Origin of the sequence: Kitasatospora sp. NPDC059812 (assembly GCF_042732075.1) — a bacterium.
Classification (GTDB): domain Bacteria; phylum Actinomycetota; class Actinomycetes; order Streptomycetales; family Streptomycetaceae; genus Kitasatospora.
This window is the reverse complement of record NZ_JBHWIO010000020.1, coordinates 26,536-48,937: the sequence shown is the minus strand read 5'-3', so window position 1 is coordinate 48,937 and position 22,402 is coordinate 26,536. Positions and strand designations below refer to the sequence as shown.

Here is a 22,402-nt window from a genome sequence, read left to right as displayed (position 1 = left end):
ACCGCCTAACCGCCCGCCGGGAGGCCAAGATGCCCGACCGAAACGACCCGTACAGCCACAACCCCGCCGACGCCGAGTGGGTCAAATCCCCGTTCTCCGGTGACGACAACGGCAGTTGCGTCATCATCTCGCGCTTCGACAACGGCGACGTCTGGCTCAGTGACGACAAGAACCCGAACCGCCCCCACCTCGCCTTCGACCAGGCCGAATGGACCGCCTTCGTCCAGGCCATCGAAGCCCACGACCCCCGCTTCACCGCCTGACCACCCATCGGGAGGCCAAGATGCGCGACCGCCACGACCCCTACGACCACAACCCCGCCGACGCCGACTGGACCAAGTCCCCCTTCTCCGGCGACTCCAACGGCAACTGCGTGATCATCGCCCGCTTCGACAACGGCGACGTCTGGCTCGGCGACGACAAGAATCCCGGCCGCCCCCACCTCGCCTTCGACCAGGCCGAATGGACCGCCTTCGTCCAAACCATCGAAGCCCGCAACCCCCGCTTCACCGCCTGACCACCCACCGCCCGGGCCGGGACCGCCGGGAAGCCCTGAGTGGCTGTTGCTGGCACCGGGCCGGTTCACGCTAGCGAAGGCCGTGGCTGGGCAAGGCGCCGGGTCATGAGCATCGTCGCCGACCAGTAGACCATCGCCTCCGCGCTGGTGGTGGAGCGTTCGAAGTCCCGCACGAGGCGACGGCTTCGCATCAGGTGGGCGAAGAACCGCTCACCCGATCGAGAAAGGCGGGGAGTGACGTGGTTACGGGATCGCTGATCCCGGCCGCCTGGCCTCTCGGGCACGAAATTGTGGAGCGTCGCCGAGCTGCCCGAGGCTAGGTTGGCGCGGTGCATCCGATCCGTTTCGAGGCCGCCACGACAGACGGCGTCCATCTCTTCCACTACCTCCCCGGCAATGACCTGGCGGTGACTCGGCACTGGCCTGGCCTGTGGCAGGAATGGCCTGAGGAGGGGACGCCGCACACCGAGTGGGCCGTGAACAACAACAACATGGAGGAAGTCGCCGTCTATGTGGGCCTGGTGTGGCGTCTGACGGCCGGCCTGGACCGCTATGTGATCCCGACGTACTACTGCGACGACGCCGAGCGTTTCCTGAAGCAAACGCCGATGCCGGTGAGCTGGGAGTACGAGGTCGACGCCAAAGCGCCGACCTCCACCACACGGGACAAGGGCTTCGTACCTGGTCGTACGGCGAAGCCCCTTCGGGTGGAGCCGACCGCCGCGGAGCTGGACCATGCCGGTCGTGCTGGCTTGTTCCGGTTGTCGACGCCTCGCGACCTGGTATCCGCGCTGCATGCGGTGATCTTCGACGCCTCGTCGGAGACCACGGTGTTCGCAGTCGCCCCCGGACCGGAGCGTCGCCAGCGTCTGGTGAGCGCGTTGAGCGGCCCGACTCCCCCTACTCTGGCCGAAGTCCTTGAGGGAGAAGGGGTGTTCGTGGACCTGACGATCGGCTCGGATTTCGACTACTACGACTCTGTCATGGTGGCGTCGCGCGCCGATCTGCGGCACCGGGTCGACGACCTGGCTGCCGACTATGCGCGCAGGATCTCGGCATATGAACTGCGCCTGGACGAACTCGCAAGTGTTCCGGACTTCCTCCGGGCGATGCCGGAGCTTGCCGGTGTGGACTTGGACGTTCCCTGAGCCCTCGATCACTCGATCGAGACCCTCGTTCGATCGGCAAGCCGCTTGATCGGTACGACAACAGCTTCTGGGTGCCGTCGAGCAGCTGGCGGTGGACCGCGGGGACGGCGGTGACGCGCAGGGTGTAGCCCTGGCCGCGCCGCACCGTGACGCCCTGATCGAGGGCGGTGGGCCGGCGGACTCCAGCCCGGTGGTGCGGAGGAAGTCGGCGACCGTGCCCGGCATGTCGGGCGTGACCGGCAGCTCGGGGACGGTGCAGGGCGAGGCGGTCGCGGTGGAGCACGTCGAGGACGTCGAGCACGTCGAGGATGTGCCCGGTGCCGCGTACGAGGCGGAACATCTCGCAGATGTGCACGGTCTCGCCCGGCCGCGCACAGGTGAGCGGTTCGCGGAACTTCGGGCGCTGGAGGGGGTGGAGGCCGCTGAAGGTGCCCGGGGCCTCCTCGAAACGCCGTCGGCGTCGAGGGTCAGGCGCCGAAGCCGTCCTCAAACTCCGCGCACTGCTCGCCAACGGCGCCCTCGATGCGAACCACTGACCGAGGGCCGGGACCTGGAGCCGATACGGCGCCGGCGATCACAGCCGGTCACCAGCAGGCTGGTTCGGTTGATCCCCGAGGCCGCACCCGTCGCCGCTCACCACGTCCCCCGCGGCGAACGGCGTCGGCATTACCGCTCATCTGATCGACCGTCAACCAGTTCATCCGAACTGCCCCACACGCACAGCTCTCGCCATTACGCTCCCAAGCGTGATCACGCCCGGCGTCGATCCGGGCGCATTCCGTCATCACCACCACAGGGAGCGCATGCCATGAGCGAGCTGGTGTACCCGTCCGACCCCGGCCTCAACGGTCAAGCGGTGGACGCGGCCGAGCGCACGTACGAGATGAACGGCTTCGACCCGGCCCGGGAGGACTCGAAGCTCTCCTACACCCCCTGCCGGGTCGCCAAGCGCGCCTTCAACACCTACCACCGCAGCGGCGAGCAGACCGTGTCCGGCTTCCTGGACACCACCTGGGCCTACGACAGCCGCCTGACGGACGACACCGGCGGCCCCACCGGCGGGCCGGGCGCGGACCTGACCCGGCTGGAGGCCGCGAACGGCGCCTTCGACGAGATCGTCCTCGGCCTGGTCGGCCTCGTCGGCGGCCAGGGCAGCCTGGCGGCCGCCACCTCCCAGGCCGCCCAGGACTTCGGTATCGCCTCCTCCGAGCGCGGCGCCGTGACCTTCATCGACGCTTGGAGCGCGGCCGCCGCCTACCTCGGCTACGGGTTCGACGGCTGGGTCTCCAACGACTACCAGGACCTGTTCACCCAGCCGAAGGCCCAGGGCCTGCTGGGTGCCGCCCGGCGCCTCAAGGAGCGCAACCCGAACCTCTCGGTCGGCCTGCACATCGGCGGCTGGGACCTGAGCGAGGCGTTCCACGCCATCGCCCAGGAGCCCGCCTCCCGGCGGCGGTTCGCCCAGTCCGTCGTACGGATCTTCCGCGCCTTCCCGATGTTCTCCACCCTCCACCTGGACTGGCGCTGGCCCGGCTCGGCCGGCGCCCCGGAGGCCGGGTACGGCCCGGAGGACGCCGGGAACTACGCCGAGCTGATCCGCGAGACCAGGGCCGCGCTGTCCGCCGCCGACCGGAGCGCGACGATCGCCGTCGCGGTGCCGGCCTCCGCCGCCCAACTGGACGCGATGAACGTCCCGCTCCTCATCGAGGCCGGCGCCGACCGGCTGGACCTGATGTCCTTCGACTTCTTCGGCAGCCCCTGGTCCGAGAAGCTCGGGCACCACACCTCGCTGCGCCGCGATCAGAACAGCAGCCAGACGGACTGCGTCGACAACGCCGTCACCCACCTCATCGAGCACGCCGGCGTGGCTCCTCACCGCATCCACCTCGGCTACGCCACCACCACCCGCAACGCCAAGCACGCGCACATCACCGGTATTTCGCCCCTGCACGGCAGGTACGACAACGGCGCGGGCGAGACGGTCGGCTCCTTCGCCCCCGGCACGAGCACCTGCGCCGACGTGCTGCGCAACTACCTCGACCTGGAGCAGGGCAAGGGCCGCAACGGCTTCGAGCTGTACACGGACGTCGTCGCCGACGCCGACTACCTCCACAACCCCAGCACCGGCGTCTTCCTCTCCCTCGACACCCCGCGCTCCGTCCGTGCCAAGGCCGAGTACGCCCGCGCCCGGGGCCTCGGCGGCCTGTTCGCCGAGCACGCCGAGGCCGACCCCGGTGTGCTCACCAACGCCGCCCGCGAGGGCCTGGGGCACACCGTCACCGCGACGGTCGTCGACATGAAGCCCCTCTACGTCACCGGCCGCAGCTGACGGCGGGCGGCGCCGTCCGCACCGCGGGCATCACGGGAGGTCCCGTGATGCCCGTCGTCGGCCCCCTAGATTCTGTCCGCGCGATCACGAGCGGAGCCAGATGACCAGTGCGGCGACAGTGACCGTGCCGAGGAAGATGTACACGCGCTTGTCATACCTGGTCGCGACGGCGTGGTGCGACCGCCTCGGGACCGTCCGAGGGCCTCGCCCGCCGCCCCGGCGGCCGGCGAGCCGGGGCTCGGCCCGTGGGTGATGCTCGGCACGACCTTCAAGGGACTGACCGACCGGACGCTCGTTTGGCAGACCGCCGAGTTGCTCGCCCGGGAGACCGGGCGGGACGCCCGGACGGTGCTGGTCCGGCCGGAACTGGTCGTCGAGGTCGCCTTCGACGGCCTCCGGCGCAGCCCCCGCTACCGCCGGGCTGGCCCTGCGGTTCGCCCGGGTGGTGCGCTACCGGCCGGGCAAGAGCGCCGCCGAGGCCACACGGTGGCCTCCGTACGGGAGTTGGCCACCGCCGAAGGGCCCGTGAGGCCGTCCGCGCGGCCGGGTCCGCCGACCCGTCCGGCGAAGTACCGCGGGCTGAAACGCATAGCGCCGCAATGGGGGTTCACACACAGGGGCCGAATCAGCCATTCTCGATCCGGCCACCGTACCCCTCCGTGAACGGACCAGCGATGGCTAGGTTGACCGTGACAACGAGAGGCGGCCGCCCGGCAGTCGGCGCCGCCCTGGCGAAAGGTGCCCGACATGCAGGTGAGCGTCGACCGGGACCGTTGCTGCAGCTCCGGCATGTGCGTGATGAACGCCCCCGCGGTCTTCGACCAGGACGACCGGGACAGTCTCGTGATGCTCCGTCAGACCGTCGTGCCGCCCGAGCAGTTCGACGATGTCAGACTCGCCTCCGAGCTCTGCCCGGGCCGGGCGATCACCGTCACCGGGGACGAGCCCGCGCGGACCGGGGCCTGACGGACCCCCGCCGCCGGCCCCGCAGGCCGCCGGGAACCTTCCCGGGCCCCGAACCCCACGAGAACACCCGCGACGTGAGGAGACCCCCGCCTTGACCACCGCACCCACCACCCCCGTCCTCCCACTGCCGGCCCGGCACTCCGGCGGCTGCCCCTTCGGCCCGCCGCCCGCGTACCCCGAGGCCGCCGCCACCGGGCCGGTGACCAGGGCCGAGCTGCCCGACGGCGACCTCTGCTGGCTGGTCACCGGCTTCGCCGAGGTCCGCACCGTGCTGTCCGACCGCCGGTTCAGTGCCGACATACGCCACCCGTCCTTCCCGCTGCTGGTCGCCGGCGCTCGCGAGCTGATCACCGACAATCCGGACTTCCTGCGGCTCGACGACCCCGAGCACGCCCGCCAGCGCCGCATGCTCACCGGGGAATTCCTGGTCAAGCGGGTGGAGGCGCTGCGCCCGGAGATCCAGCGGATCGTGGACGAGGCACTGGACCGGATGACCGCGGGCCGGACCACGGCCGACCTGGTCACCGACTTCGCGCTGCCGGTGCCCTCGCTGGTGATCTGCCTGCTGCTCGGCGTGCCGTACGAGGACCACGACCGCTTCCAGAACCTGAGCCGCACGATGCTCAGCCAGGAGAGCACCGTGGAGCAGCTCCGGGAGGCTCAGGAGGAAATCCTGCACTACCTGCGCGACCTGACGGCCCGCAAGCGCGCACAGCCGCAGGACGACGTCCTCAGCCGACTCGCGGCGCGGGACGACCTGACCCCGGACGACGCGGCCGCCATGAGCGTGCTGCTGCTGGTCGCCGGGCACGAGACGACCGCGAACATGATCGCGCTGTCGACCGCGCTGCTGCTGGAGCACCCCGAGCAGATCCCCGGCCTGGCCGACCCGGCCACCCTGCCGGGCGCGGTGGAGGAGCTGTTGCGGCTGCTGACCATCGTGCACACCGGCCTGCCCCGGGTGGCGCTGGAGGACGTGGAGCTGGGCGGCGTCACCGTCCGGGCCGGGGAGGGCGTGATGGCGATGCTCTCCACCGCCAACCGGGACGAGGCGGTGTTCGGCGGCGCCGGCCATCGGGCGACGGACGAGCTGGACCTGTACCGGGACGCCCGGCGGCAGCTGGCGTTCGGCTTCGGCGTGCACCAGTGCCTGGGCCAGCCGCTGGCCCGCGCCGAACTCCAGATCGCCCTGGAGACGCTGTTCCGCCGGCTGCCGGGGCTGCGGCTGGCCGGCGAGCGCGAGTTCCGTACCGAGTCGTTCATCTACGGGATGCGGTCACTGCCCGTGACCTGGTGAGCGGGGCCCGATGGAGAACTCTCACCGGGCACCCGCCGCGTGAGCCTTTGCGCAGGCGGGCGGCCTGACCGTCCGCCTTCTCCGGGATCGTGCGCCGGATGCCGCGCCTGCGCAGGTGGGCGCGGCACGGGCCGTTGCTGTAGGCCTTGTCGGCGGCCACGCTGTCGGGCGTCTTCCGGGGCCTGCCCGGCCCTGTCCGCGGGACACGGATCTTCTCCGGTACCGGCTCGAACTGCGTGCAGTCCGCCCGCTGCCCCGGCATGACGACCAGGGACAGCGGGCGGCACCGGCCGTCCGCGCTCAGGTGGACCCTGCTGGTGAACCCGCCCCGCGAGCGGCCGAGGCCCTCGCCTCCACCACCACCTTCACCAGGCGGGCGACGAGGCTCTGCCACGGCGCCTCGCCCTGGTGTTCCCCGGGCCCAGCCCCCTTTGAGGCCACCGCTGGGACCACAGCGCGGTCAGCGCGTCCAGTGCTTCGCGATCCACTCCGAGCCCTCTCCCCAGTCGTCCACCCTCATGCCCGACGACGGCTCCCCGCCCGACGAGGGCCGCCCCGACCGATGGTCGGGAAACGGGTCGTGCCGAGCGGCCCGACGCCGTACCGTGGTCCGGTCGACGATCTTGGGGCAGCGACCCCACGAGGACCAGAGGACGGGGCTGGACACCATGCAGCAGTACCAGGGCTGGGCCGACGAACGGTTCGGCGCCGTGGCGGACGTCTTCGCCCGGAACTTCGCCGAGTTCCCCGAACTCGGCTCCGCCGTCACGGTGTTCGCCGGCGGCCGCAAGGTCGTCGAGCTGTGGGGCGGGACGGCCGACGAACGCACCGGCCGGGCCTGGACGCAGGACACCGTCGTCCCGGTCTTCTCCTGCGCCAAGGGCCCCGTGAGCATCAGCACCCACCTGCTCGCCCAGCAGGGCCGCCTCGACCTCGACGCGCCGATCGCCCGCTACTGGCCCGAGTTCGCCCGCCACGGCAAGCAGGACATCACCACCCGCATGATCCTCGGCCACCGCGCGGGCATCCCGGCCCTGGACGCGGCGCTCTCCTTCGAGGAGATCGCCGCCTGGGCTCCCGTCGTCCGCGCGATCGAGGAGCAGGAGCCGCTCTGGGAGCCCGGCACGGCCTACGAGTACCACGGCCACGTCCTGGGCTTCGCGGTCGGCGAGGTGATCCGCCGGACCACCGGGCTCACGCCGGGCGCGTTCCTCCGCAAGGAGATCGCCGAGCCGCTCGGCCTGCCGGTCTGGATCGGCCTGCCGGAGAGCGAACTCCCGCGCCTGGCCCGACTGGTGGAGGCGGAGGGCCGCCGCCCGATGCCCGGCCCGGAGCACTTGCTGACCCGGATCGTGACGATGAACGGCGCCCTGGTCTTCCCCGGCCTGGACGTGCCGCACGGCTGGAACGACCCTGCCCTGCACGCGATCGAGCTGCCCGGCGCGGGCGCGGTCGCCTCCGCCACCGGGCTGGCGGGGCTGTACGCGGCGGCCGCGACCGGCCTGGACGGCGGCCCGCGCCTGCTCTCGCACGAGACCGTCACCGACGCGGTGCGCGAAGTCTCCTCCGGTGCGGGCTTCCTGGGCTTCGACATGGGCGCCCGCTGGGGTTCCGGCCTGCTGCTCGACTCCCCCGCCTTCCGCCCGCTGCTGGGCGAGCGCAGCTTCGGCAACGACGGCGCGGGCGGCCAGTTCGCCTTCGGGGACGACGAGTTCGGCGTCGGCTTCGGCTACGTCGCCAACCGGATGATCGGCCACGGCGACGCCCGCGCCAACCGGCTGATCGAGGCGGTGCGCGGGTGCCTGGGGTGACGGACTTCCTCGCGCGGCTCACCGCGCTGGCGGCCACCGGCGGCCTGGACGGCCCGGATGGGCTGCGCTACAACGCCTCGCTGCCCGAACTCGCCGCCCACTACGGCGATCCCTGGGACGGCGGGCGGATCCACCGCGAGTCCCGCTGGCCGCACGGCTTCAGCTGGGGCGACGTACAGACGGTGTTCTGCCGCTGCCGCCGGCTCCAGTCGCTGTCCCTGCCCGTGTGGCACGGCGAACTCGAACTCCCGCTGGCCGGCGGCGGGTTGCTGACGCTCGACACGCACGTCACCGAGTCGGCCCTGATCGCCGCGCTGACCGCCGCCGGCTGCCGCTGGGAGACCGTGACGTACGAGAACGTCCCCGACCAGCGCACCCTGGAGGTGGCGGTGGCCGAGGAGGTCCGGGTGGCGTTCGTCCTCACCGACCGCGACGGCCACGCGGACCGCGAGGGCGGTGACGCGCCGCCGCCCGAGGACTGGCTGCTGAACAAGGCCCTGCTGTGGGGCTACGACCACACCGACTGCCCCGAGCCGGACCGCACCCTCCCGGACGACGGCTGGGGCGCCTCGCCCAACTGACGCGTACGGCCGGCCCGTTGCGCTCGACCCCGCTGCGCTCAGCTCGTTGCGCCCCAGCGCGCAACGGGCCGGGCGCACGCCCGGAGTGACGGCTCACGCCAGGGCGCGCGGCAGCACCACCCGCACCCACTCCTCCGGCTGCGACAGGTGCGGTGCGTGGCCGGCACCGGGGTACAGGTGCCGTTCCACCTTCGCCAGGGTGAGGTCGATGATGTCCAGCACCTCGCCGTACATCGGCGGGCTGTTGTCACTTTGCGTGAGCAGGGCCGGTTCCGTGAAGCGGGCCAGCGCGTCCAGGTCGAGGTCCAGGGCGTCCGGGTCCCGCAGCTCGTCCAGGTAGGTCGGCGCGTTGCGCACGTACGTGTGCCGCACCGGCGCGGGCAGCTGCGCCCAGGCCCCCGGCCCGAAGGTGACCGTCTCCACGAACAGCTCCGCCGCCGCGGCCGACTCGGCCTGCTCCAGCAGCTCCCGGACGGCGGTGATCCGGTCGGCGAGCGCGGTGGCGACCGGCCGCAGCTCGGGGTCGGCGAGCAGGATGCCGGCGCCGGGCGGCTCGTGCACGGCGATCCCCCGCAGCAGGTCGGGCCGGGCGGCGGCGAGCCGCAGCGTGATCAGCGAACCGTACGAGTTCCCGCAGACGAACGCCGGCGCGAGTCCGAGCCCCTCGATCAGCCCGGCCAGGTCGGCCGCGTCCTCGTAGACCGAACCCTGGGTGAGCGGGTCCTCACTGCGGCTGTGGCCCCGCCGGTCGTAGGCGACGACGGTGGTCGACTCGGCCAGGCCCGGCATCACGCGCGCCCAGCTGTCGGCGTCGCTCCACGAGCCGTGCACCAGGACGACGCCGGGCCCCTCGCCACGGGCCTCGTAGTGCAGCGACACCCCGTTCACCCTGATCTCGGCCATCACGAGCCTCCCGATCTCGGCGGTGCTCCCCCACCAGCCTGACACAGCCGCTCGGGGCGGCACCCCCGGGCCGCCGCCGTGACCGAGCGTGACGAACAGCGGGCGGCCAAGGGCTCCGGACAGGCTCGGCTCAGACCCCGGACCGGCTCAGCCCATGCCCCGGGCCGGCGGCTCGTCCCGCGTGCCGTCCTCCGCCACCACCGTGAACCGGCCGGGCCCGGAGACCGACAGGTCCACCGGGTGGACGGACTTCGAGTCGTTGACGTCCAGTTGGCTGCTCTTCCGCCCGGTCGCGGCGTCGACCCGGGTCAGCTTGTCCCGGGTCAGCGCCCACACCGACGCGCCGTCCACCAGCAGCCCCGTCACCTGGTCGTCCAGCCCGGACGTCCAGCGCTTCCCGCCGTCGGCGAGCGAGTAGGCGACCAGGCGCCCGGTGGCGATGCGGCTGGGGTTCTTCCCCCCGCTGATCCGGACGTCGTCCGGCTTCTCGCCGGGGACGATCAGCTGGTCGCCGACGACCACCCCGCCGAACAGCGGACGGGCGGCGAACGCGTCGTAGGCGTGGGCACCGCCCAGCATGACGTCGAGGTCGTACTCGTCCCCCGCGACCGGGATCGACGCCCGCTGCCGCCCCGCCCCGTCGAAGCTGAGGACGGCGTGCGTCCCGCGCTCGCCCTGCGCGTCGACCCAGACCGCGAGGGGCTCGGTGGAGACCACCGCGACGTCCTTCAGCCCGCCCGTGACCGGCAGGGCGACCCGGGTCCGCTCCTGCCCGTCCGCCGGGGCCAGCGACCGCAGCACCGGCGCGGCGTCGCCGCACTGCGCGACCGTCACCACCTCCGCCGCCCCGCCCGCCACCTGCAACGGCGCGCAGCCGGCGTCCGCGTCGCCGCGCCAGGAAGCGCGCCCGTCGGCCAGGTGCACCGCGCGCCAGCCGGTCCGCTCCTGGAGGACGGCCTCGTCCCCGGCGACGGCGAGCAGATCGGGCGCCGCCGTGTCCCCGACGCGGCCGGGCGCGTCCGCCGCGGCGGTCCAGGCGGCCGTGCCGTTGGCGAGGTTGAGCGCCGTCACCGCCGCGCACGGCCGGTCGTGCGGGGAGTGGCCGAGCAGCCCGAGGCCGTGGCCCGTCCCGCGGCTCATGGCGCAGACGGAGTCCTCGCCCGGCGGCGCCCACCGCCACGCGACCTGCCCGGTGGCGCCGCGGTAGGCCACCACCTGGTCGGGCCGGACCCGCACCACCACGTCCCCGCTGGTCCAGCTGCCGACGGCGCGGATCGACGACGGCCGGTCCAGTGGCGCCTCCCAGGCGTCGTTGAGGCCGGTCCCGGCGAAGGAGACGAACACGGCGAGCCCGAACAGGATCCCGACGGCGACCGCGGGGAAGCCGCGCCGGGGGTGGAGCAGCGCCCACAGCAGGCCGGCCCCGCAGGGCATCAGGCCGAGGATGCTGACGATGCCCATGAAGTCGAGGCTCTCGCCGCCGTACCCCTGGGACGGCCCGATCAGCACGGCCAGGCCCATGCTCGCGAACATGGCCCCCAGCACCCCGCCGGAGACCACCATCCAGGCCTCCTTGTCCATCGCGAACCCGCCCCTGGCGAGGCGGACGGACCTGCGGGCCCACCCGGCCCCGGCGGCACTGTCCACGGGCCCCTCGGCCATGTCGGTCACTCCCCCGTCAAGCGCCGCCCACCGCATGAGCGACGATCATCGGATGATCGCAGAGCCTCGCTGGATCCTGAACAAAGACAACGGAAAACTCCCGGCCCCACCGACGGACGGTAGGTTGGCCCGGGGGCCGGGGCGCGGCACCGGGGCACGAAAGGGGCGGGGATGCAGCCGGGCGACGTACTCGACGGGCGGTACGAGCTGGTCGAGCAGATCGGCGAGGGCGCCTTCGGCGCGGTCTGGAAGGCCCGCGACGCGCGGATCCAACGGCTCGTCGCCGTCAAGGTGATGCTCCCGGGCAGCAACAACACCCCCAAGGACGCGGCCCGGTTCGTCCGCGAGGTGGCCACCGCCGGCGCGCTCAACCACCCGTCCATCGTCACCGTGCACGACTTCGGCCAACACGACGAGGCCGGCCGGCCGTTCTACTTCCTGGTCATGGAACTGCTCGACGGCGCCCCCCTCAGCCGCCACCTCGGCGACGGGCCGCTGCCCCTGCGCCAGGCCCTCACCTGGGCCGTCCAGATCTCCCAGGCCCTCGCCACCGCCCACCGGGCCGGCGTCGTCCACCGGGACGTCAAACCCGCCAACGTGATGATCCAGTCCTCCGGCGAAGTCAAGGTCGTCGACTTCGGCATCGCCCGGGTCGGCACCGCCGACGACGGCATCACCAGCACCAACGTCATCGTCGGCACCCCCGCCTACATGGCCCCCGAACGCTTCGACAGCCGCGGCCTCGACGCCCGCTCCGACCTCTACGCCTTCGGCTGCCTCCTGTACGAACTCCTCACCGGCCGCACGCCGTTCCGCGGCACCCTCTACGAACTCATCCGCCAGCACGGCGAGGTCCACCCCGCCGCCCCCGGCACCCTGCGACCCGGCCTGCCCGCCGACGTCGACACCCTCGTCCTCGAACTGCTCGCCAAGGACCCCGACCGGCGGCCGCCGCACGCCGACCAGGTCGCCCAACGCCTGCTCCACCTCGCCGAGCAGGCCGAACAGCCCCCGGCCGGCTACCACGCCACCGTCCGGGACGTCCCCGCCGCCGAGGAGGACCCGTACGTCCTCGCCCGCCGACGGGAGGCGGACGCGCTGTTCCAGCACACCCGCGACCAGGCCGCCCAGGTCGCGCTGCAGTTCGAGACCAGCATCGCCCAGCGGCGCCGCCAGCTCGACCAGGACCTCGCCGACCAGCGGGCCCACGCCGAGGCCCGGGCGCAACAGATCGTCACCGACGCCCAGCAACGCGGCGAGGAGCTCGAACGGGAGGCCGCCGCCCGGGCGGCCGCCAGCCTCAAGCAGCTCACCGAGGCCGAACAGCGCACCGACCTGCTGCGCCGGCAGACCGACAAACTGCGCAACGACGCCGAGAGCCTTCGCCGCACGGTCGACAACGCCCGCCGCCAGGCCTCCGACTTCCTCGCCGACGCGGCCGCCAAGGCCGGCCTCGGCCCGGCCACCGAACCCCGCCGCTCGATCGCCCCGCCGGCCGGCTCGTCCGGCGGCTCGCAAACCGGCTCGCAAACCGGCTCGCAGCGCCGGAAGCTCCCGAGCATGCAGGACCTGCTCTCCGGCCGGAGCCGCTCCACCGGCGGCGGCGACCAGCCGGGCCGCCCCTCCTGACCTCACCCCGACGCCCCGCCCCGACGCCCCGCCCCAACGCCTCGTACCCGGAGGCGAGTCGGCCCGCCAGGCCCAGTCCACGCGGGCCCCGCCCCCGCGCCACCGGCTGGGCCCTGCGGCCCCTGCTCACGCACCGCGACCCGCCCACGGAACCGTAGAATCCGCAGGTAGACACCAGGGAGGGATTTCGCGTGTTCCAGGCGCAGCGGCCGCGCACCGCACAACTGACCCCACGACTCGGCGACGACGGGACGGGGCGGGTCGAAGCCGTCGCCCTGCTGCTGCCCGGCGGGTTCCTGCGCAGCCGGCGCGGACCGCTGAAGGTCGCCGAACTGGGCCTGCGCCGCCTCACCGCCGAACTCGCCGACCGCGGCCGCCCGCACGGCCTCGCCGTCCACCTGCTGCGCTACCGCTACAGCGGCTGGAACGGCGCCGACGCCGACACCGCCGTCGACACCCGCTGGGCCCTCGACGAACTCGCCCGCCGCTACGGCGACGTACCCGTCGTCCTCATCGGCAACTCCCTCGGCGGGCGCGCCGCCTTCTGGTGCGCCGGGCACCCGAACGTCGTCGGCGTCGCCGGCATCGCGCCCTGGCTGCCCAGCGGCGACCCCGTCGACCACCTCGCCGGCCGGCGCGTCCTGATCGTCCACGGCACCGGCGACCACAGCGCCGCCAACGCCAACCAGTCCCTCGAATACGCCCTGCGGGCCCGCCCGGTCGTCCCCGACCTCGCCCGCTACGAAGCCCCCGGCGCCAACCACTACCTCATCCGGCAGACCGCCGACATCAGCGCCCTCACCACGGACTTCACCCTCGACACCCTCAAGGCCGAACCGGCCCCCCTCGCCTCCGGCACCGTCTGCACCCGCCTGCCCACCCGGCGCGCCTAGGCGCAGCCCCGGAACCCGCGGTCGACCAGCGGGCCCCGGCCACCGGGATCCGACCAGCGGCACGAAATCGGGTTGGCGGTCGACCGCCCGCCTTGCCTATGGTCGGGGGATGACCACTCGAACCTTCCGCATCATGGTGCGCGGCGTCTTCGACGGCCTGAGCGCCGAGCAGCACGCCGAACTCCTCGCCCGCGCGCCCGAACACGACGTGCTGCGCGCGGCCTTCACCCGCGAGGGACACCTCAGCTACGACCTCGGCGCGCGGGCCGCCTTCACCTTCCGCTTCCTCGACTCGGGCGAGGCGGAGGAGGACATCCTGGCGGCCGCCGAGCGGGCCGAGCAGGCGGCGCGGGCCTGGCTGGCCGAGCGCGGCTACGGCTACAAGAACCTGCGCTCCCAGGCCGAGGACCTCTCGCAGGCACCGCTCGGCAAGCGGCAGCGCCGCGCCGCCAACGCCGGCTAGCCCCCTCCCCCCTCCCGCTACCTCCTTGACGGCTCGCCGCACCGGTATGCTTGAGTAGTCAAGGAGGTAGCAATGACAGATCCGCACGCCAACCCGCACACGAACCCACCGGCCGACCCGCAGGCCAACCCTCAGGCCGACCCACACCCGGGCACCCGGCCCGACCCGCTGGACACCGCCCTGCGGCTGGTCCGCGCCCAGGCCGCCGTGGCCAAGCGCTTCGACGCGGGCCTCAGCCGCCTGCACGGCGTGAGCCTGTCCGACTTCACCCTGCTGCTCCACCTCGGTCACGCCCCCGGCGGCCGGATGCGCCGGGTCGACCTCGCCGAGGCCCTCGGCGTCACCGCCTCGGGCGTCACCCGCGGACTGGCGCCGCTGGAGCGGATCGGTCTGGTGAGCCGGGAGGCGGCGGCCCGCGACGCCCGGGTCGCCTACGCGGCCCTGACGCCGACCGGCCGCGAACGGCTCGCCGAGATGCTGTACACGGCCCGGAAGGTCGCGGCCGAGCTCTTCGCCGCCGACCAGTGGAGCCCCGACGACCTCGACCGCCTCGCCGTCCTGCTCACCCGCCTCGGCGGTACCGCCCCCGACCAGCGGCCGGGGGCGGCCACAGCCCGCGACTAGCGGGCTGTTGAACCGTCGGACTGTCGAACCGTCCGACTACGAAACTGCTAGATCCCGAACGGCGCCGCGTACCGCACCGTCCCGGACGGCAACGGGTGCCGCTCCGGGTCCAGGGCGAGGGCCATCAGCGCCTCGTCCCGGCCCGGCGCCTAGGCTGAGCCCTGCACCCCGGCACCGCCGCACCACCGCGAAGGGCAGCAACCCCATGACCCACACCCCCGGGCAGCAGCCCGGCCAGGAATCCGCCCCCGACCTGACCGTCGACGGCACCGGCCTGCTCTGCGTCCAACTGCTGCTGCGCCTGCGCGCCCGGATCGCCGACCTGCCGGCCGGCGCGGTGGTGCACATCCACACCACCGACCCCGCCGCCCCCCTCGACCTGCCCGCCTGGTGCCACCTGACCGGCCACGACTACCTCGGCCCCGTCCCGCACCCGGCCACCGACCGCGAGGTGTACGCCCTGCGCCTCACCGCCGCAGCCCGCCCGACCCGCGCCGACCGCCCCTGGCACCCCGCGCCGGACCCGGCCACCGACTGACCACCCCCGGCCCGAAATCCCCACGCGCCCCCGCCGGCCGCCCCGCCCGGCTCCCTTCGGCGGTCCGGTGTGCCACGATGGGGAGAGTCGAACGGCCAAGCCTCACAAGGAGGTTGACCACCATGGATCCGATCCTCAGCTGCCACTGGCACGACCAGGACGGCGAGTGGGCACTGTCCGTCAGCCGCAACGGCGGCGGCTGGGAGCTGCTCGCCGCCGCGCCCCGCTGGTCCGAGTCGCTCCCGTTCGCCGGGCCGGAGGACGTCCGCCGGCTCGCCCAGGCGCTGCTGGACCTGCCGTCCGATCCGGAGCCGTACGAGTTCGAATGGCGGCTCTCCCGGACGGAGTTCGAGCGCACCGAGAACGAGCGCACCCACTTCGCGACGCTCGCCGTCGGGCTGGACCCCACCGACGGCCACCGCCCCTACCTCGCCTACCAGTCGTACTACCACCGGGGGCAGGCGAGCGGGCTCGGCCTGGAGGTGATCTGCGAGGACCCCCCGGTCGACCGCCTCCGCGCCCAGGCCCACGCCCTCCTCACCGACCTCCCCGGCCCCCCGCCCGCCCGGCCGCAGCCCCCCTCACCCGGCTGAGCGCACCGCCCCCCACCGGGTCGCGGGATCACGGGATCACGGGATCACCGGATCAGCGGATCACGCCGTCCGCCGCAGCAGCGCCAGGTACATCGCGTCCGTCCCGTGCAGGTGCGGCCAGAGCTGCACGTCCGGCCCGTCCCCGAGCGCGGGGACGCCGGGCAGCAGCGGGCGCGCGTCGATCCACTCGACCCGGCCGCCCTCGGCCCGCAGCACGTCGTCCACGACGGCCCGGGTCTCCGCGAGGTGCGGCGAGCAGGTCGCATACCCGACCACTCCGCCGACCCGGGTGGCGTCGATCGCCGAGCGCAGCAGGTCCCGCTGGAGCGGGCCGAAGGCCGCGACGTCGGCGGGGCGGCGGCGCCAGCGCGCCTCGGGGCGGCGGCGCAGGGCGCCCAGGCCGGAGCACGGCACGTCGACCAGCACCCGGTCGAAGCCGCCGGAGCGCCAGGCCGGGCGGGTGCCGTCCGCGGTGATCACCGTGTACGGGCCGGGGTTGCCCTCCAGCGCCCGGGCGACCAGCCGCGCGCGGTGCGGCTGCTTCTCGCTCGCGACCAGCCCGGCGCCGCGTTCGGCGGCCAGCGCCGCGAGCAGCGCGGCCTTGCCGCCGGGGCCGGCGCAGCCGTCCAGCCAGAGCCGGTCCGGTCCGTCCAGCGGGGCGTTGGCCAGGGCGAGGGCGACCAGCTGGCTGCCTTCGTCCTGGACGCCCGCCCGGTTGTCCCGGACGGCCTCCAGCGAGCCCGGGTCGCCGCCTTCGGCGAGCCGCAGCGCGAACGGGGACCAGCGGCCGGGCTCGGCCTCGGGCAGCGCGTCGGCGAGTTCGCCGACGTCGACCCGGCCGGGGCGGGCGACGAGGGTCACCTCGGGCCGCTCGTTGTCGGCGCGCAGCAGGTCCTCCAGGGCGCTGCGCCCGGAGGCGTCGGGCTGCCAGCGGCCGAGCGAGTCCCAGAGCGCGGAGACGACCCAGCGCGGGTGCGAGTGGACGACGGCGAGGTGGTCCTCGGCGTCCTTCTCGTACGGCGGGGCGACCTTCTCGATCCAGGCGTCCAGGTCGTGGGCGCTGATCCGGCGCAGGACGGCGTTGACGAACTTGGCCTTGCCGTCGCCGAGCACCACCCGGGCCAGCTCGACGGTGGCCGAGACCGCCGCGTGGCTGGGGATGCGGGTGGTGAGCAGCTGGTGGGCGCCGAGCGAGAGCACGTCCAGGACCGGCGGGTCGACCTTGCTGAGCGGCCGGTCGATGCAGGCGGCGATGATCGCGTCGTAGGTGCCCTGCAGGCGCAGGGTCCCGTAGACGAGTTCGGTGGCGAGGGCGGCGTCGCGCCGGTCCATGCCCTTCTGCTCGGCTTCGCGGAGCAGCGACGGCAGGATCAGGTTGGCGTACGCGTCGCGCTCGTCGACGGCGCGCAGCGCGCGGAACGCGACGATCCGGGCCGGGTCCTTCTTCGGGCGGCGGTGCGGGCGGGGGGCGCGCTGGGCGCTGGGGGTGGTCACAGGGTGCCTCAAGGTGCTGCGGTGGTTATCGGTGGCTATCAGACGATTATCAGTGGTTATCAGACGAACAGTAACGCTAAACCTGAGCCTCAGCCCTCGGAGCCGAAGCGCTCCCCGGACTCCAGCCGCGCCCCGCGCGCCCAGTCCGCCGCCCGCATCTCCTTCTTCCCCTGCGGGCGGACCTCCCCGAGTTCGACCTCGTGGCTGCCCGTCCCGACCCGCACGCTGTTCTTGCCGACCACGGCCAGCTCCCCGGGCGCCAGGGCGGACGAGTCGGTCAGCAGCTTCACCGGCCCGGTGATCTTCAACCGCTCGCCGCGGAACTCCGTCCAGGCGCCGGGCGCCGGGGCGCAGCCGCGCACCACGCGGTCGATCCGCAGGGCGGGGTGGCTCCACTCGATGCGGGCGTCCTCGACGGTGATCTTCGGGGCGAGCGTGACGCCCTCGGCCGGCTGCGGGAGGGCGTGCAGGGAGCCGTCCTCGATGCCGTCCATGGTGGCGGTGAGCAGTCGCGCGCCGGACACCGAGAGGCGGGTGAGCAGTTCGCCGCTGGTGTCGGTCGGGCGGATCTCCTCGGTGATCACGCCGTAGACCGGACCGGAGTCCAGGCCCTGCTCGATCAGGAAGGTGGCCGCGCCGGTGACCTCGTCGCCGGCCAGCACCGCGTGCTGGACGGGGGCCGCGCCGCGCCAGGCGGGCAGCAGCGAGAAGTGCAGGTTGACCCAGCCGTGCTTGGGGATCTCCAGCGTGCCGGGGCGCAGCAGCGCGCCGTAGGCGACCACCGGGCAGCAGTCGGGGGCGAGTTCGGTGAGCCGGGCGACGAACTCCGGGTCGCTGGGCTTCGCCGGCTTGAGGACCTCGATCCCGGCCTCCTCGGCGCGCTGGGCGACGGGGCTGGCGACCAGCTTGCGCCCTCGCCCGGCGGGGGCGTCGGGGCGGGTGACCACCGCGACGACCTCGTGCCGGTCGGAGGCGAGCAGGGCGTCCAGGGCGGGAACGGCGACCTCGGGGGTGCCGGCGAAGACGAGACGCATCAAGTGCCTTTCTGCAAGAAGACGTTGGAGATCAGAGGGTTCGGCGCCAGAGGGTTCGGCGTCAGAGGGTTCAGCGCGCGGCGCCGAACGTGCTGTGCGGGGAGACCTTGACGACCGGCGCGGGCGCGCCGCCCCAGTCGGTGTCGCGGATCGCCTTCAGCGCGGCCTTGCGCTGCTCGCGGTCGAGCCGGTCGATGAAGATGATGCCGTCGAGGTGGTCGGTCTCGTGCTGGATGCAACGGGCGAGCAGCCGGGTGCCCTCCAGGGTGACCGGATCGCCGTACATGGTGAAGCCCTTGGCGACCACGCCGTAGGCGCGCTTGGTGTCGTAGCGCAGGCCGGGCAGCGAGAGGCAGCCCTCGGGGCCGTCCTGCTCCTCCTCGGTCAGCGACAGGTCCGGGTTGATCAGGTGCCCGGTGACACCGTCCACGTGATAGGTGAACACCCGCAGGGAGACGCCGAGTTGGGGCGCGGCGAGGCCTGCACCAGGGGCGTTGAGCATGGTTTCGGTGAGGTCGCCGACCAGGGTGCGCAGTTCCTTGTCGAACGTGGTCACCGGCTGGGCGGTGGCCCGCAGGACGGGGTCTCCGAAGAGCCTGATCGGCTGGATCGCCATGGGGTACGGGCTCCTGTCCGTCGAGGGTGCGGGGCTGCGGGCAACTACGGGTTCCCGGCAAGTCTATGCAACGCACCCGGCCCGCCGCCCATGCCCTCACACCGCCCCTCGCACCACCCTTCGCGCGGCCCCGAACGCCCCTCCCCCACCCCGGCACCGGCTTCTGGCATATCCCGAGTCTGCCCGGCGGCGTTACCCCGGCCCCCGCTTCGGCGTTGGTCAAGTGAGATTGACCGGGGCCGGGCGCACGGGACACCGCGCCCCGGCCGAGCTGAACCGTACGGAAGGTGGCACGTAGGCCATGGCCGAGCAGATCAACCACGACGCCCGGGCGCGGGCAAGCCTGCACCTGCTGGTGCGGGACATCGAGCGGGTGAGGCGGCAGGTCGACGCGCTGCGGACGCTCACCGCCCAGTTGGGCAACGTCTACCGTCCGCGCCGGCCCAGCACGTCGGCCGGCTTCGTGGTGTACGGACGGGCGCCCGCGCCGACCGTGCGCCTGGCGCAGGAGCTGAGGGAGAGCGTGGAGACCCTGGTCGCGGCGGCGGTCGAGTTCGACCGGGCGCTGGGCTTCTCCTGGGACTCGGTGGGCTCGGCCCTCGGGGTCACCAAGCAGGCCGTGCACCGCCGGTACGGGATGCGCCGCCCGACCAGCGAACTCCTCGCCGCCAGCGGTGCCGTCCCGGGCCAGGGCCGCCCGGACCGCTCGGAGGAGCTGCCCGCCGTGCCGTCCGGCGGCCTGGCGGCGACCGTCCCGGCGGCCCGCCAGGGTGGCCTGGACCGCAGCAGCCTCGACCGCAACGCCCTGGAGCGCGGCAACCTCGACCGCACCGCTCTCGACCGCAACACCCTGGACCGCGGCAACCTCGACCGCACCGCCCCGGAGCGCGGCCCCCTCGACCGCCCCCCGGTCGACCGCACCACCCCCGAGCGCACCCCGATCGAGCGCACCCCGGTCGACCGCACCGGCATCCCGCTGCGCGGCTGACGCCGCCGTCCGACCAGCGCCATCCGGGGCGGGGTGGCCACTCACCCCGCCCCCGCCGGCCTCACCCGATGTCGGTCGGATCCACCCGCACCCGTACCGCCTCCGGCGTCCGCAGCGCGATCCGCGCGATCTGCGCCGCCTTGAGGGCCGCCGCCAGCGCCGCCCCCTGCCCGGGCGGCACCCGCAGCAGCGCGCGCTCCTGTTCCTCCCCGCGCAGGGCCGGGGCCGGTACCGGCCCGAGCACGTCCGCCTCCGAGGGCAGCCGGATCAGCCCCAGCAGGTCGGCCACGGCCGCCGGGCTGCCGCTGACCGACGCCATCCGCGACACCGGCGGGAAGTGCAGCTGCGCCCGCTCGTCGCGTTCCAGCCCGGCGTGGCCCAGCGGGTCCCAGCGGACCAGGGCCTGCACCGGCCGCGCCGACGGCTCGGCGACCACGACCACCGAGCCGCCCTCCTCGGCGGACCGGACCAGCGCGGCGGCCGCCAGCCAGAGCCGCAGCGTCTCCTCCCCGGCCCGCAGGTCGGGCCGGCCGAGCAGCGCCCAGCCGTCCAGCAGCAGCGCGGCCCCGTACCCGGTGCCACCGTCCACCACCGGCTCCGCACCGGGCGTGGAGATCACCAGCGACGGCTCGTCCGGGACGGTGGCCAGCACCGCGTCCCGTCCGGAGGTGCGCACCGGGATCCGCGGGAACGCCTTGCCCAGTTCCTCCGCCGTGCGCCGGGCGCCGACCACCTGGGCGCGCAGCCGGAACGAGCCGCACTCGGGGCAGTGCCAGTCCGTCTCCGCCTCCCCGCACCAGCCGCAGTTCAGCGCGGCGTCGGCCGCGGGCGCCTCCAGCGGGCCCTCGCACCGCCGGCACCGGGCGGGGGTGCGGCAGCGCGCGCAGGACAGCCGGGGCACGTAGCCGCGCCGGGGCACCTGGATGAGCACCGGGTGTCCGGCGGCCAGTGACTCCCGGGCGGCCTCCCAGGCCACCGAGGGCAGCCGGGCGGACTGGGCGGCGCTGTCGCGGTGCTGGTCCTGGTCGGTGACGGTCCGCACCCGCGGCGCGATCCGGCGCACGGTCTCCCGGTCGGCGGTCAGCGGGCGGGCCCACCCGGTGCTGACCAGCTGCGCGCCCTCCACCGTGACGGCGTGGCCGCCGAGCAGCACGGCCGCGCCCTCTTCGGCGGCGCGCAGCAGCGCGACCTCGCGCACGTGCGGGTGCGGGGCGCGCGGGTCGCTGTGGCTGTTGTCGCCGTCGGACCAGACGACGACCAGCCCGAGGTCGCGCACCGGCGCGAACATGGTGGCGCGGGTGCCGATCACGGCGTGCACCGAGCCGCGGCTCACCGCCAGCCAGCGCCGGTAGCGCTCGCGCGGGCCGAGGTCGGCCTCCAGGGCCACGTGCCGGCCCGCGCCGAGCAGTTCGGTGAGCGCCTGGTCGACCCGGGCCACCGACCGCCCCTCGGGCAGCACGACGAGCGCGCCGCGCCCGCCCGCCAGCGTGGCGGCGACGGCGCGCGCGATCTCGTACGGCCAGCCGGGGCCGGGCAGCGCCGCCCAGACGGCGCGCGGCGCGCCGCCGTCGGCCAGCGCGGCGAGGAAGTCGGGCCCGGCCGGGTAGCGCTGCCAGCCCCCGGGGGCGGGGGCCGGGGGGCGCGGGAGCGCCGGCGGCGAGGGCTCGGCCTCGGCCTTGGCGTGCCGGGGCGGGACGGCCAGTTGGAGGACGTCGGCGAGGGTGCCGGCGTAGCGGTCGGCGACGGTCCGGCAGAGCCGGAGCAGTTGGGGGGTGAGCACGGGCTCGGGTGAGAGCACCTGGGCGAGCGGGGCGAGCGGGCCGGGGAAGTCGCTCTTCTCCAGCCTGGCGACGATGAATCCGTCGTGCAGTTCCCCGCCCTCGCGCTGGCCCTTCACCACGCGCGCGCCGAAGCGCACCCGCACCCGGGCGCCCGGGCGGGCCTCCTCGGCCATCGCGGCCGGCACCTCGTAGTCGAAGAACTTGTCGATGGTGAGCACGCCCTTGTCCACCACGACCCGGGCCACCGGCAGGTGCTCGGCCCGCTTGGCGCCGCGCCACGTCCGGGGCTTGGCCCGCTTGACCGTCTCCCGGATGAACGCCAGCTGCTCCGGCTCGGCCCCGTTCTCCGTGTTCTCCGTCTCCCCTGTGCTGCTCATCGCTCCCAGTACTACCAGGTCACACCGACAGAACGCACAGAAGCGGGGGCCCCCCCCCCCCGCGCGGGGGCGCGCGGGCGGGAGGCCACCCCGGGCGTGACTCGACCAGGGGCGGGCGCGGAGGCACACGCCGACAGGGCGCGCCGCGGAGAGAGGGG

Annotated in this window: 21 protein-coding genes and 3 pseudogenes; 16 read left to right on the top strand and 8 right to left on the bottom strand. The window is 74.1% G+C overall.

Annotation, left to right across the window (positions count from 1 at the left end; translation table 11 throughout):
- The 7 genes and pseudogenes from ACFV6D_RS13315 to ACFV6D_RS13285 form a co-directional block, all read left to right on the top strand.
- Positions 1-263: DUF397 domain-containing protein (locus ACFV6D_RS13315; RefSeq protein ID WP_380559668.1), on the top strand; the 263-nt coding region annotated here is incomplete at its 5' end.
- Positions 264-283: 20 nt separating this feature from the next.
- Positions 284-517, top strand: a complete 234-nt coding sequence (locus ACFV6D_RS13310; protein ID WP_380430633.1) for a DUF397 domain-containing protein — start codon at positions 284-286, stop codon at positions 515-517.
- Between the two features lie 329 nt (positions 518-846).
- Positions 847-1,665, top strand: a complete 819-nt coding sequence (locus tag ACFV6D_RS13305) for a hypothetical protein (protein ID WP_380559667.1) — start codon at positions 847-849, stop codon at positions 1,663-1,665.
- An 808-nt stretch (positions 1,666-2,473) separates the two neighbouring features.
- Positions 2,474-3,994, top strand: a complete 1,521-nt coding sequence (locus tag ACFV6D_RS13300; protein ID WP_380559666.1) for a glycosyl hydrolase family 18 protein — start codon at positions 2,474-2,476, stop codon at positions 3,992-3,994.
- A 240-nt stretch (positions 3,995-4,234) separates the two neighbouring features.
- Positions 4,235-4,523: pseudogene (locus ACFV6D_RS13295) on the top strand (hypothetical protein); the annotation flags it as partial.
- A gap of 218 nt (positions 4,524-4,741) precedes the next feature.
- Positions 4,742-4,960: a ferredoxin gene (locus ACFV6D_RS13290; RefSeq protein WP_380559664.1), complete on the top strand. Its 219-nt coding sequence runs from the start codon at positions 4,742-4,744 to the stop codon at positions 4,958-4,960.
- Between the two features lie 91 nt (positions 4,961-5,051).
- Positions 5,052-6,257: a cytochrome P450 gene (locus ACFV6D_RS13285; protein ID WP_380370745.1), complete on the top strand. Its 1,206-nt coding sequence runs from the start codon at positions 5,052-5,054 to the stop codon at positions 6,255-6,257.
- Here ACFV6D_RS13285 and ACFV6D_RS13280 read toward each other — a convergent pair.
- Complete coding sequence (locus ACFV6D_RS13280; protein WP_380559662.1) at positions 6,220-6,651, bottom strand: transposase; 432 nt, start codon at positions 6,649-6,651, stop codon at positions 6,220-6,222. The genes ACFV6D_RS13285 and ACFV6D_RS13280 overlap by 38 nt on opposite strands.
- 274 nt (positions 6,652-6,925) lie before the next feature.
- Between ACFV6D_RS13280 and ACFV6D_RS13275 the strand changes: the two genes are divergently transcribed.
- Together ACFV6D_RS13275 and ACFV6D_RS13270 are read left to right on the top strand one after the other, a co-directional pair.
- Complete coding sequence (locus ACFV6D_RS13275; RefSeq protein ID WP_380493676.1) at positions 6,926-8,068, top strand: serine hydrolase domain-containing protein; 1,143 nt, start codon at positions 6,926-6,928, stop codon at positions 8,066-8,068.
- Positions 8,065-8,649 (top strand): hypothetical protein, encoded by a 585-nt coding sequence (locus ACFV6D_RS13270; RefSeq protein ID WP_380559660.1) that lies wholly within the window; start codon positions 8,065-8,067, stop codon positions 8,647-8,649. The genes ACFV6D_RS13275 and ACFV6D_RS13270 overlap by 4 nt, the downstream gene beginning before the upstream one ends.
- A 93-nt stretch (positions 8,650-8,742) precedes the next feature.
- Here the strand turns inward: ACFV6D_RS13270 and ACFV6D_RS13265 are convergent, their stop codons facing one another.
- Together ACFV6D_RS13265 and ACFV6D_RS13260 are read right to left on the bottom strand one after the other, a co-directional pair.
- Positions 8,743-9,552 (bottom strand): alpha/beta fold hydrolase, encoded by an 810-nt coding sequence (locus tag ACFV6D_RS13265; protein ID WP_380559658.1) that lies wholly within the window; start codon positions 9,550-9,552, stop codon positions 8,743-8,745.
- Positions 9,553-9,699: 147 nt separating this feature from the next.
- A complete protein-coding gene (locus ACFV6D_RS13260; RefSeq protein WP_380559656.1) occupies positions 9,700-11,214 on the bottom strand; it encodes a PQQ-binding-like beta-propeller repeat protein in 1,515 nt (504 codons plus the stop codon).
- 171 nt (positions 11,215-11,385) lie between these two features.
- On the opposite strand from ACFV6D_RS13260, the gene ACFV6D_RS13255 reads away from it, so the two are divergent.
- From ACFV6D_RS13255 to ACFV6D_RS13240, 4 genes are all read left to right on the top strand, one after another.
- Positions 11,386-12,843 carry a protein kinase gene (locus ACFV6D_RS13255; protein WP_380559654.1) on the top strand — a complete coding sequence of 486 codons (1,458 nt, stop codon included), beginning with the start codon at positions 11,386-11,388 and terminating at the stop codon, positions 12,841-12,843.
- 191 nt (positions 12,844-13,034) lie between these two features.
- On the top strand, positions 13,035-13,736 hold the full coding sequence (locus ACFV6D_RS13250) for an alpha/beta hydrolase (RefSeq protein WP_380559652.1): 702 nt from the start codon (positions 13,035-13,037) through the stop codon (positions 13,734-13,736).
- Between the two features lie 109 nt (positions 13,737-13,845).
- A complete protein-coding gene (locus tag ACFV6D_RS13245; RefSeq protein WP_063346744.1) occupies positions 13,846-14,199 on the top strand; it encodes a DUF6204 family protein in 354 nt (117 codons plus the stop codon).
- A 72-nt stretch (positions 14,200-14,271) separates the two neighbouring features.
- Positions 14,272-14,823, top strand: coding sequence for a MarR family transcriptional regulator (locus ACFV6D_RS13240; protein WP_380559651.1), 552 nt, complete (start codon positions 14,272-14,274; stop codon positions 14,821-14,823).
- 47 nt (positions 14,824-14,870) lie between these two features.
- Here the strand turns inward: ACFV6D_RS13240 and ACFV6D_RS13235 are convergent.
- A pseudogene (locus tag ACFV6D_RS13235) lies at positions 14,871-14,960 on the bottom strand (GNAT family N-acetyltransferase); the annotation flags it as partial.
- Between the two features lie 68 nt (positions 14,961-15,028).
- Here ACFV6D_RS13235 and ACFV6D_RS13230 point away from each other — a divergent pair.
- Positions 15,029-15,361, top strand: coding sequence for a sulfurtransferase TusA family protein (locus ACFV6D_RS13230; RefSeq protein WP_380559649.1), 333 nt, complete (start codon positions 15,029-15,031; stop codon positions 15,359-15,361).
- Positions 15,362-15,483: 122 nt separating this feature from the next.
- Positions 15,484-15,954, top strand: coding sequence for a hypothetical protein (locus ACFV6D_RS13225; RefSeq protein WP_363372707.1), 471 nt, complete (start codon positions 15,484-15,486; stop codon positions 15,952-15,954).
- Between the two features lie 60 nt (positions 15,955-16,014).
- Here the strand turns inward: ACFV6D_RS13225 and ACFV6D_RS13220 are convergent, their stop codons facing one another.
- The 3 genes from ACFV6D_RS13220 to def all read right to left on the bottom strand — a co-directional run bounded on the left by ACFV6D_RS13220 (position 16,015) and on the right by def (position 19,098).
- A complete protein-coding gene (locus ACFV6D_RS13220; RefSeq protein WP_363372709.1) occupies positions 16,015-17,448 on the bottom strand; it encodes a transcription antitermination factor NusB in 1,434 nt (477 codons plus the stop codon).
- Between the two features lie 89 nt (positions 17,449-17,537).
- Positions 17,538-18,482, bottom strand: coding sequence for a methionyl-tRNA formyltransferase (gene fmt / locus ACFV6D_RS13215; RefSeq protein WP_063346749.1), 945 nt, complete (start codon positions 18,480-18,482; stop codon positions 17,538-17,540).
- Positions 18,483-18,552: 70 nt separating this feature from the next.
- Positions 18,553-19,098, bottom strand: coding sequence for a peptide deformylase (gene def / locus ACFV6D_RS13210; protein ID WP_363372712.1), 546 nt, complete (start codon positions 19,096-19,098; stop codon positions 18,553-18,555).
- Positions 19,099-19,399: 301 nt separating this feature from the next.
- On the opposite strand from def, the pseudogene ACFV6D_RS13205 reads away from it, so the two are divergent.
- Positions 19,400-19,864 (top strand): annotated as a pseudogene (locus ACFV6D_RS13205) (hypothetical protein); the annotation flags it as partial.
- Between the two features lie 283 nt (positions 19,865-20,147).
- Here the strand turns inward: ACFV6D_RS13205 and ACFV6D_RS13200 are convergent.
- Positions 20,148-22,244: a primosomal protein N' gene (locus ACFV6D_RS13200; protein WP_063346751.1), complete on the bottom strand. Its 2,097-nt coding sequence runs from the start codon at positions 22,242-22,244 to the stop codon at positions 20,148-20,150.
- Positions 22,245-22,402: the final 158 nt, after the last annotated feature.

Coding starts and splice junctions, on each gene's coding strand:
- ACFV6D_RS13300 (WP_380559666.1), top strand. CDS start 2,474: ATGAGCGAGCTGGTGTACCCGTCCGACCCCGGCCTCAACGGTCAAGCG.
- ACFV6D_RS13275 (WP_380493676.1), top strand. CDS start 6,926: ATGCAGCAGTACCAGGGCTGGGCCGACGAACGGTTCGGCGCCGTGGCG.
- ACFV6D_RS13230 (WP_380559649.1), top strand. CDS start 15,029: ATGACCCACACCCCCGGGCAGCAGCCCGGCCAGGAATCCGCCCCCGAC.
- ACFV6D_RS13225 (WP_363372707.1), top strand. CDS start 15,484: ATGGATCCGATCCTCAGCTGCCACTGGCACGACCAGGACGGCGAGTGG.
- ACFV6D_RS13240 (WP_380559651.1), top strand. CDS start 14,272: ATGACAGATCCGCACGCCAACCCGCACACGAACCCACCGGCCGACCCG.
- fmt (WP_063346749.1), bottom strand. CDS start 18,482: ATGCGTCTCGTCTTCGCCGGCACCCCCGAGGTCGCCGTTCCCGCCCTG.
- ACFV6D_RS13200 (WP_063346751.1), bottom strand. CDS start 22,244: ATGAGCAGCACAGGGGAGACGGAGAACACGGAGAACGGGGCCGAGCCG.
- def (WP_363372712.1), bottom strand. CDS start 19,098: ATGGCGATCCAGCCGATCAGGCTCTTCGGAGACCCCGTCCTGCGGGCC.
- ACFV6D_RS13310 (WP_380430633.1), top strand. CDS start 284: ATGCGCGACCGCCACGACCCCTACGACCACAACCCCGCCGACGCCGAC.
- ACFV6D_RS13265 (WP_380559658.1), bottom strand. CDS start 9,552: ATGGCCGAGATCAGGGTGAACGGGGTGTCGCTGCACTACGAGGCCCGT.
- ACFV6D_RS13245 (WP_063346744.1), top strand. CDS start 13,846: ATGACCACTCGAACCTTCCGCATCATGGTGCGCGGCGTCTTCGACGGC.
- ACFV6D_RS13290 (WP_380559664.1), top strand. CDS start 4,742: ATGCAGGTGAGCGTCGACCGGGACCGTTGCTGCAGCTCCGGCATGTGC.
- ACFV6D_RS13255 (WP_380559654.1), top strand. CDS start 11,386: ATGCAGCCGGGCGACGTACTCGACGGGCGGTACGAGCTGGTCGAGCAG.
- ACFV6D_RS13260 (WP_380559656.1), bottom strand. CDS start 11,214: ATGGCCGAGGGGCCCGTGGACAGTGCCGCCGGGGCCGGGTGGGCCCGC.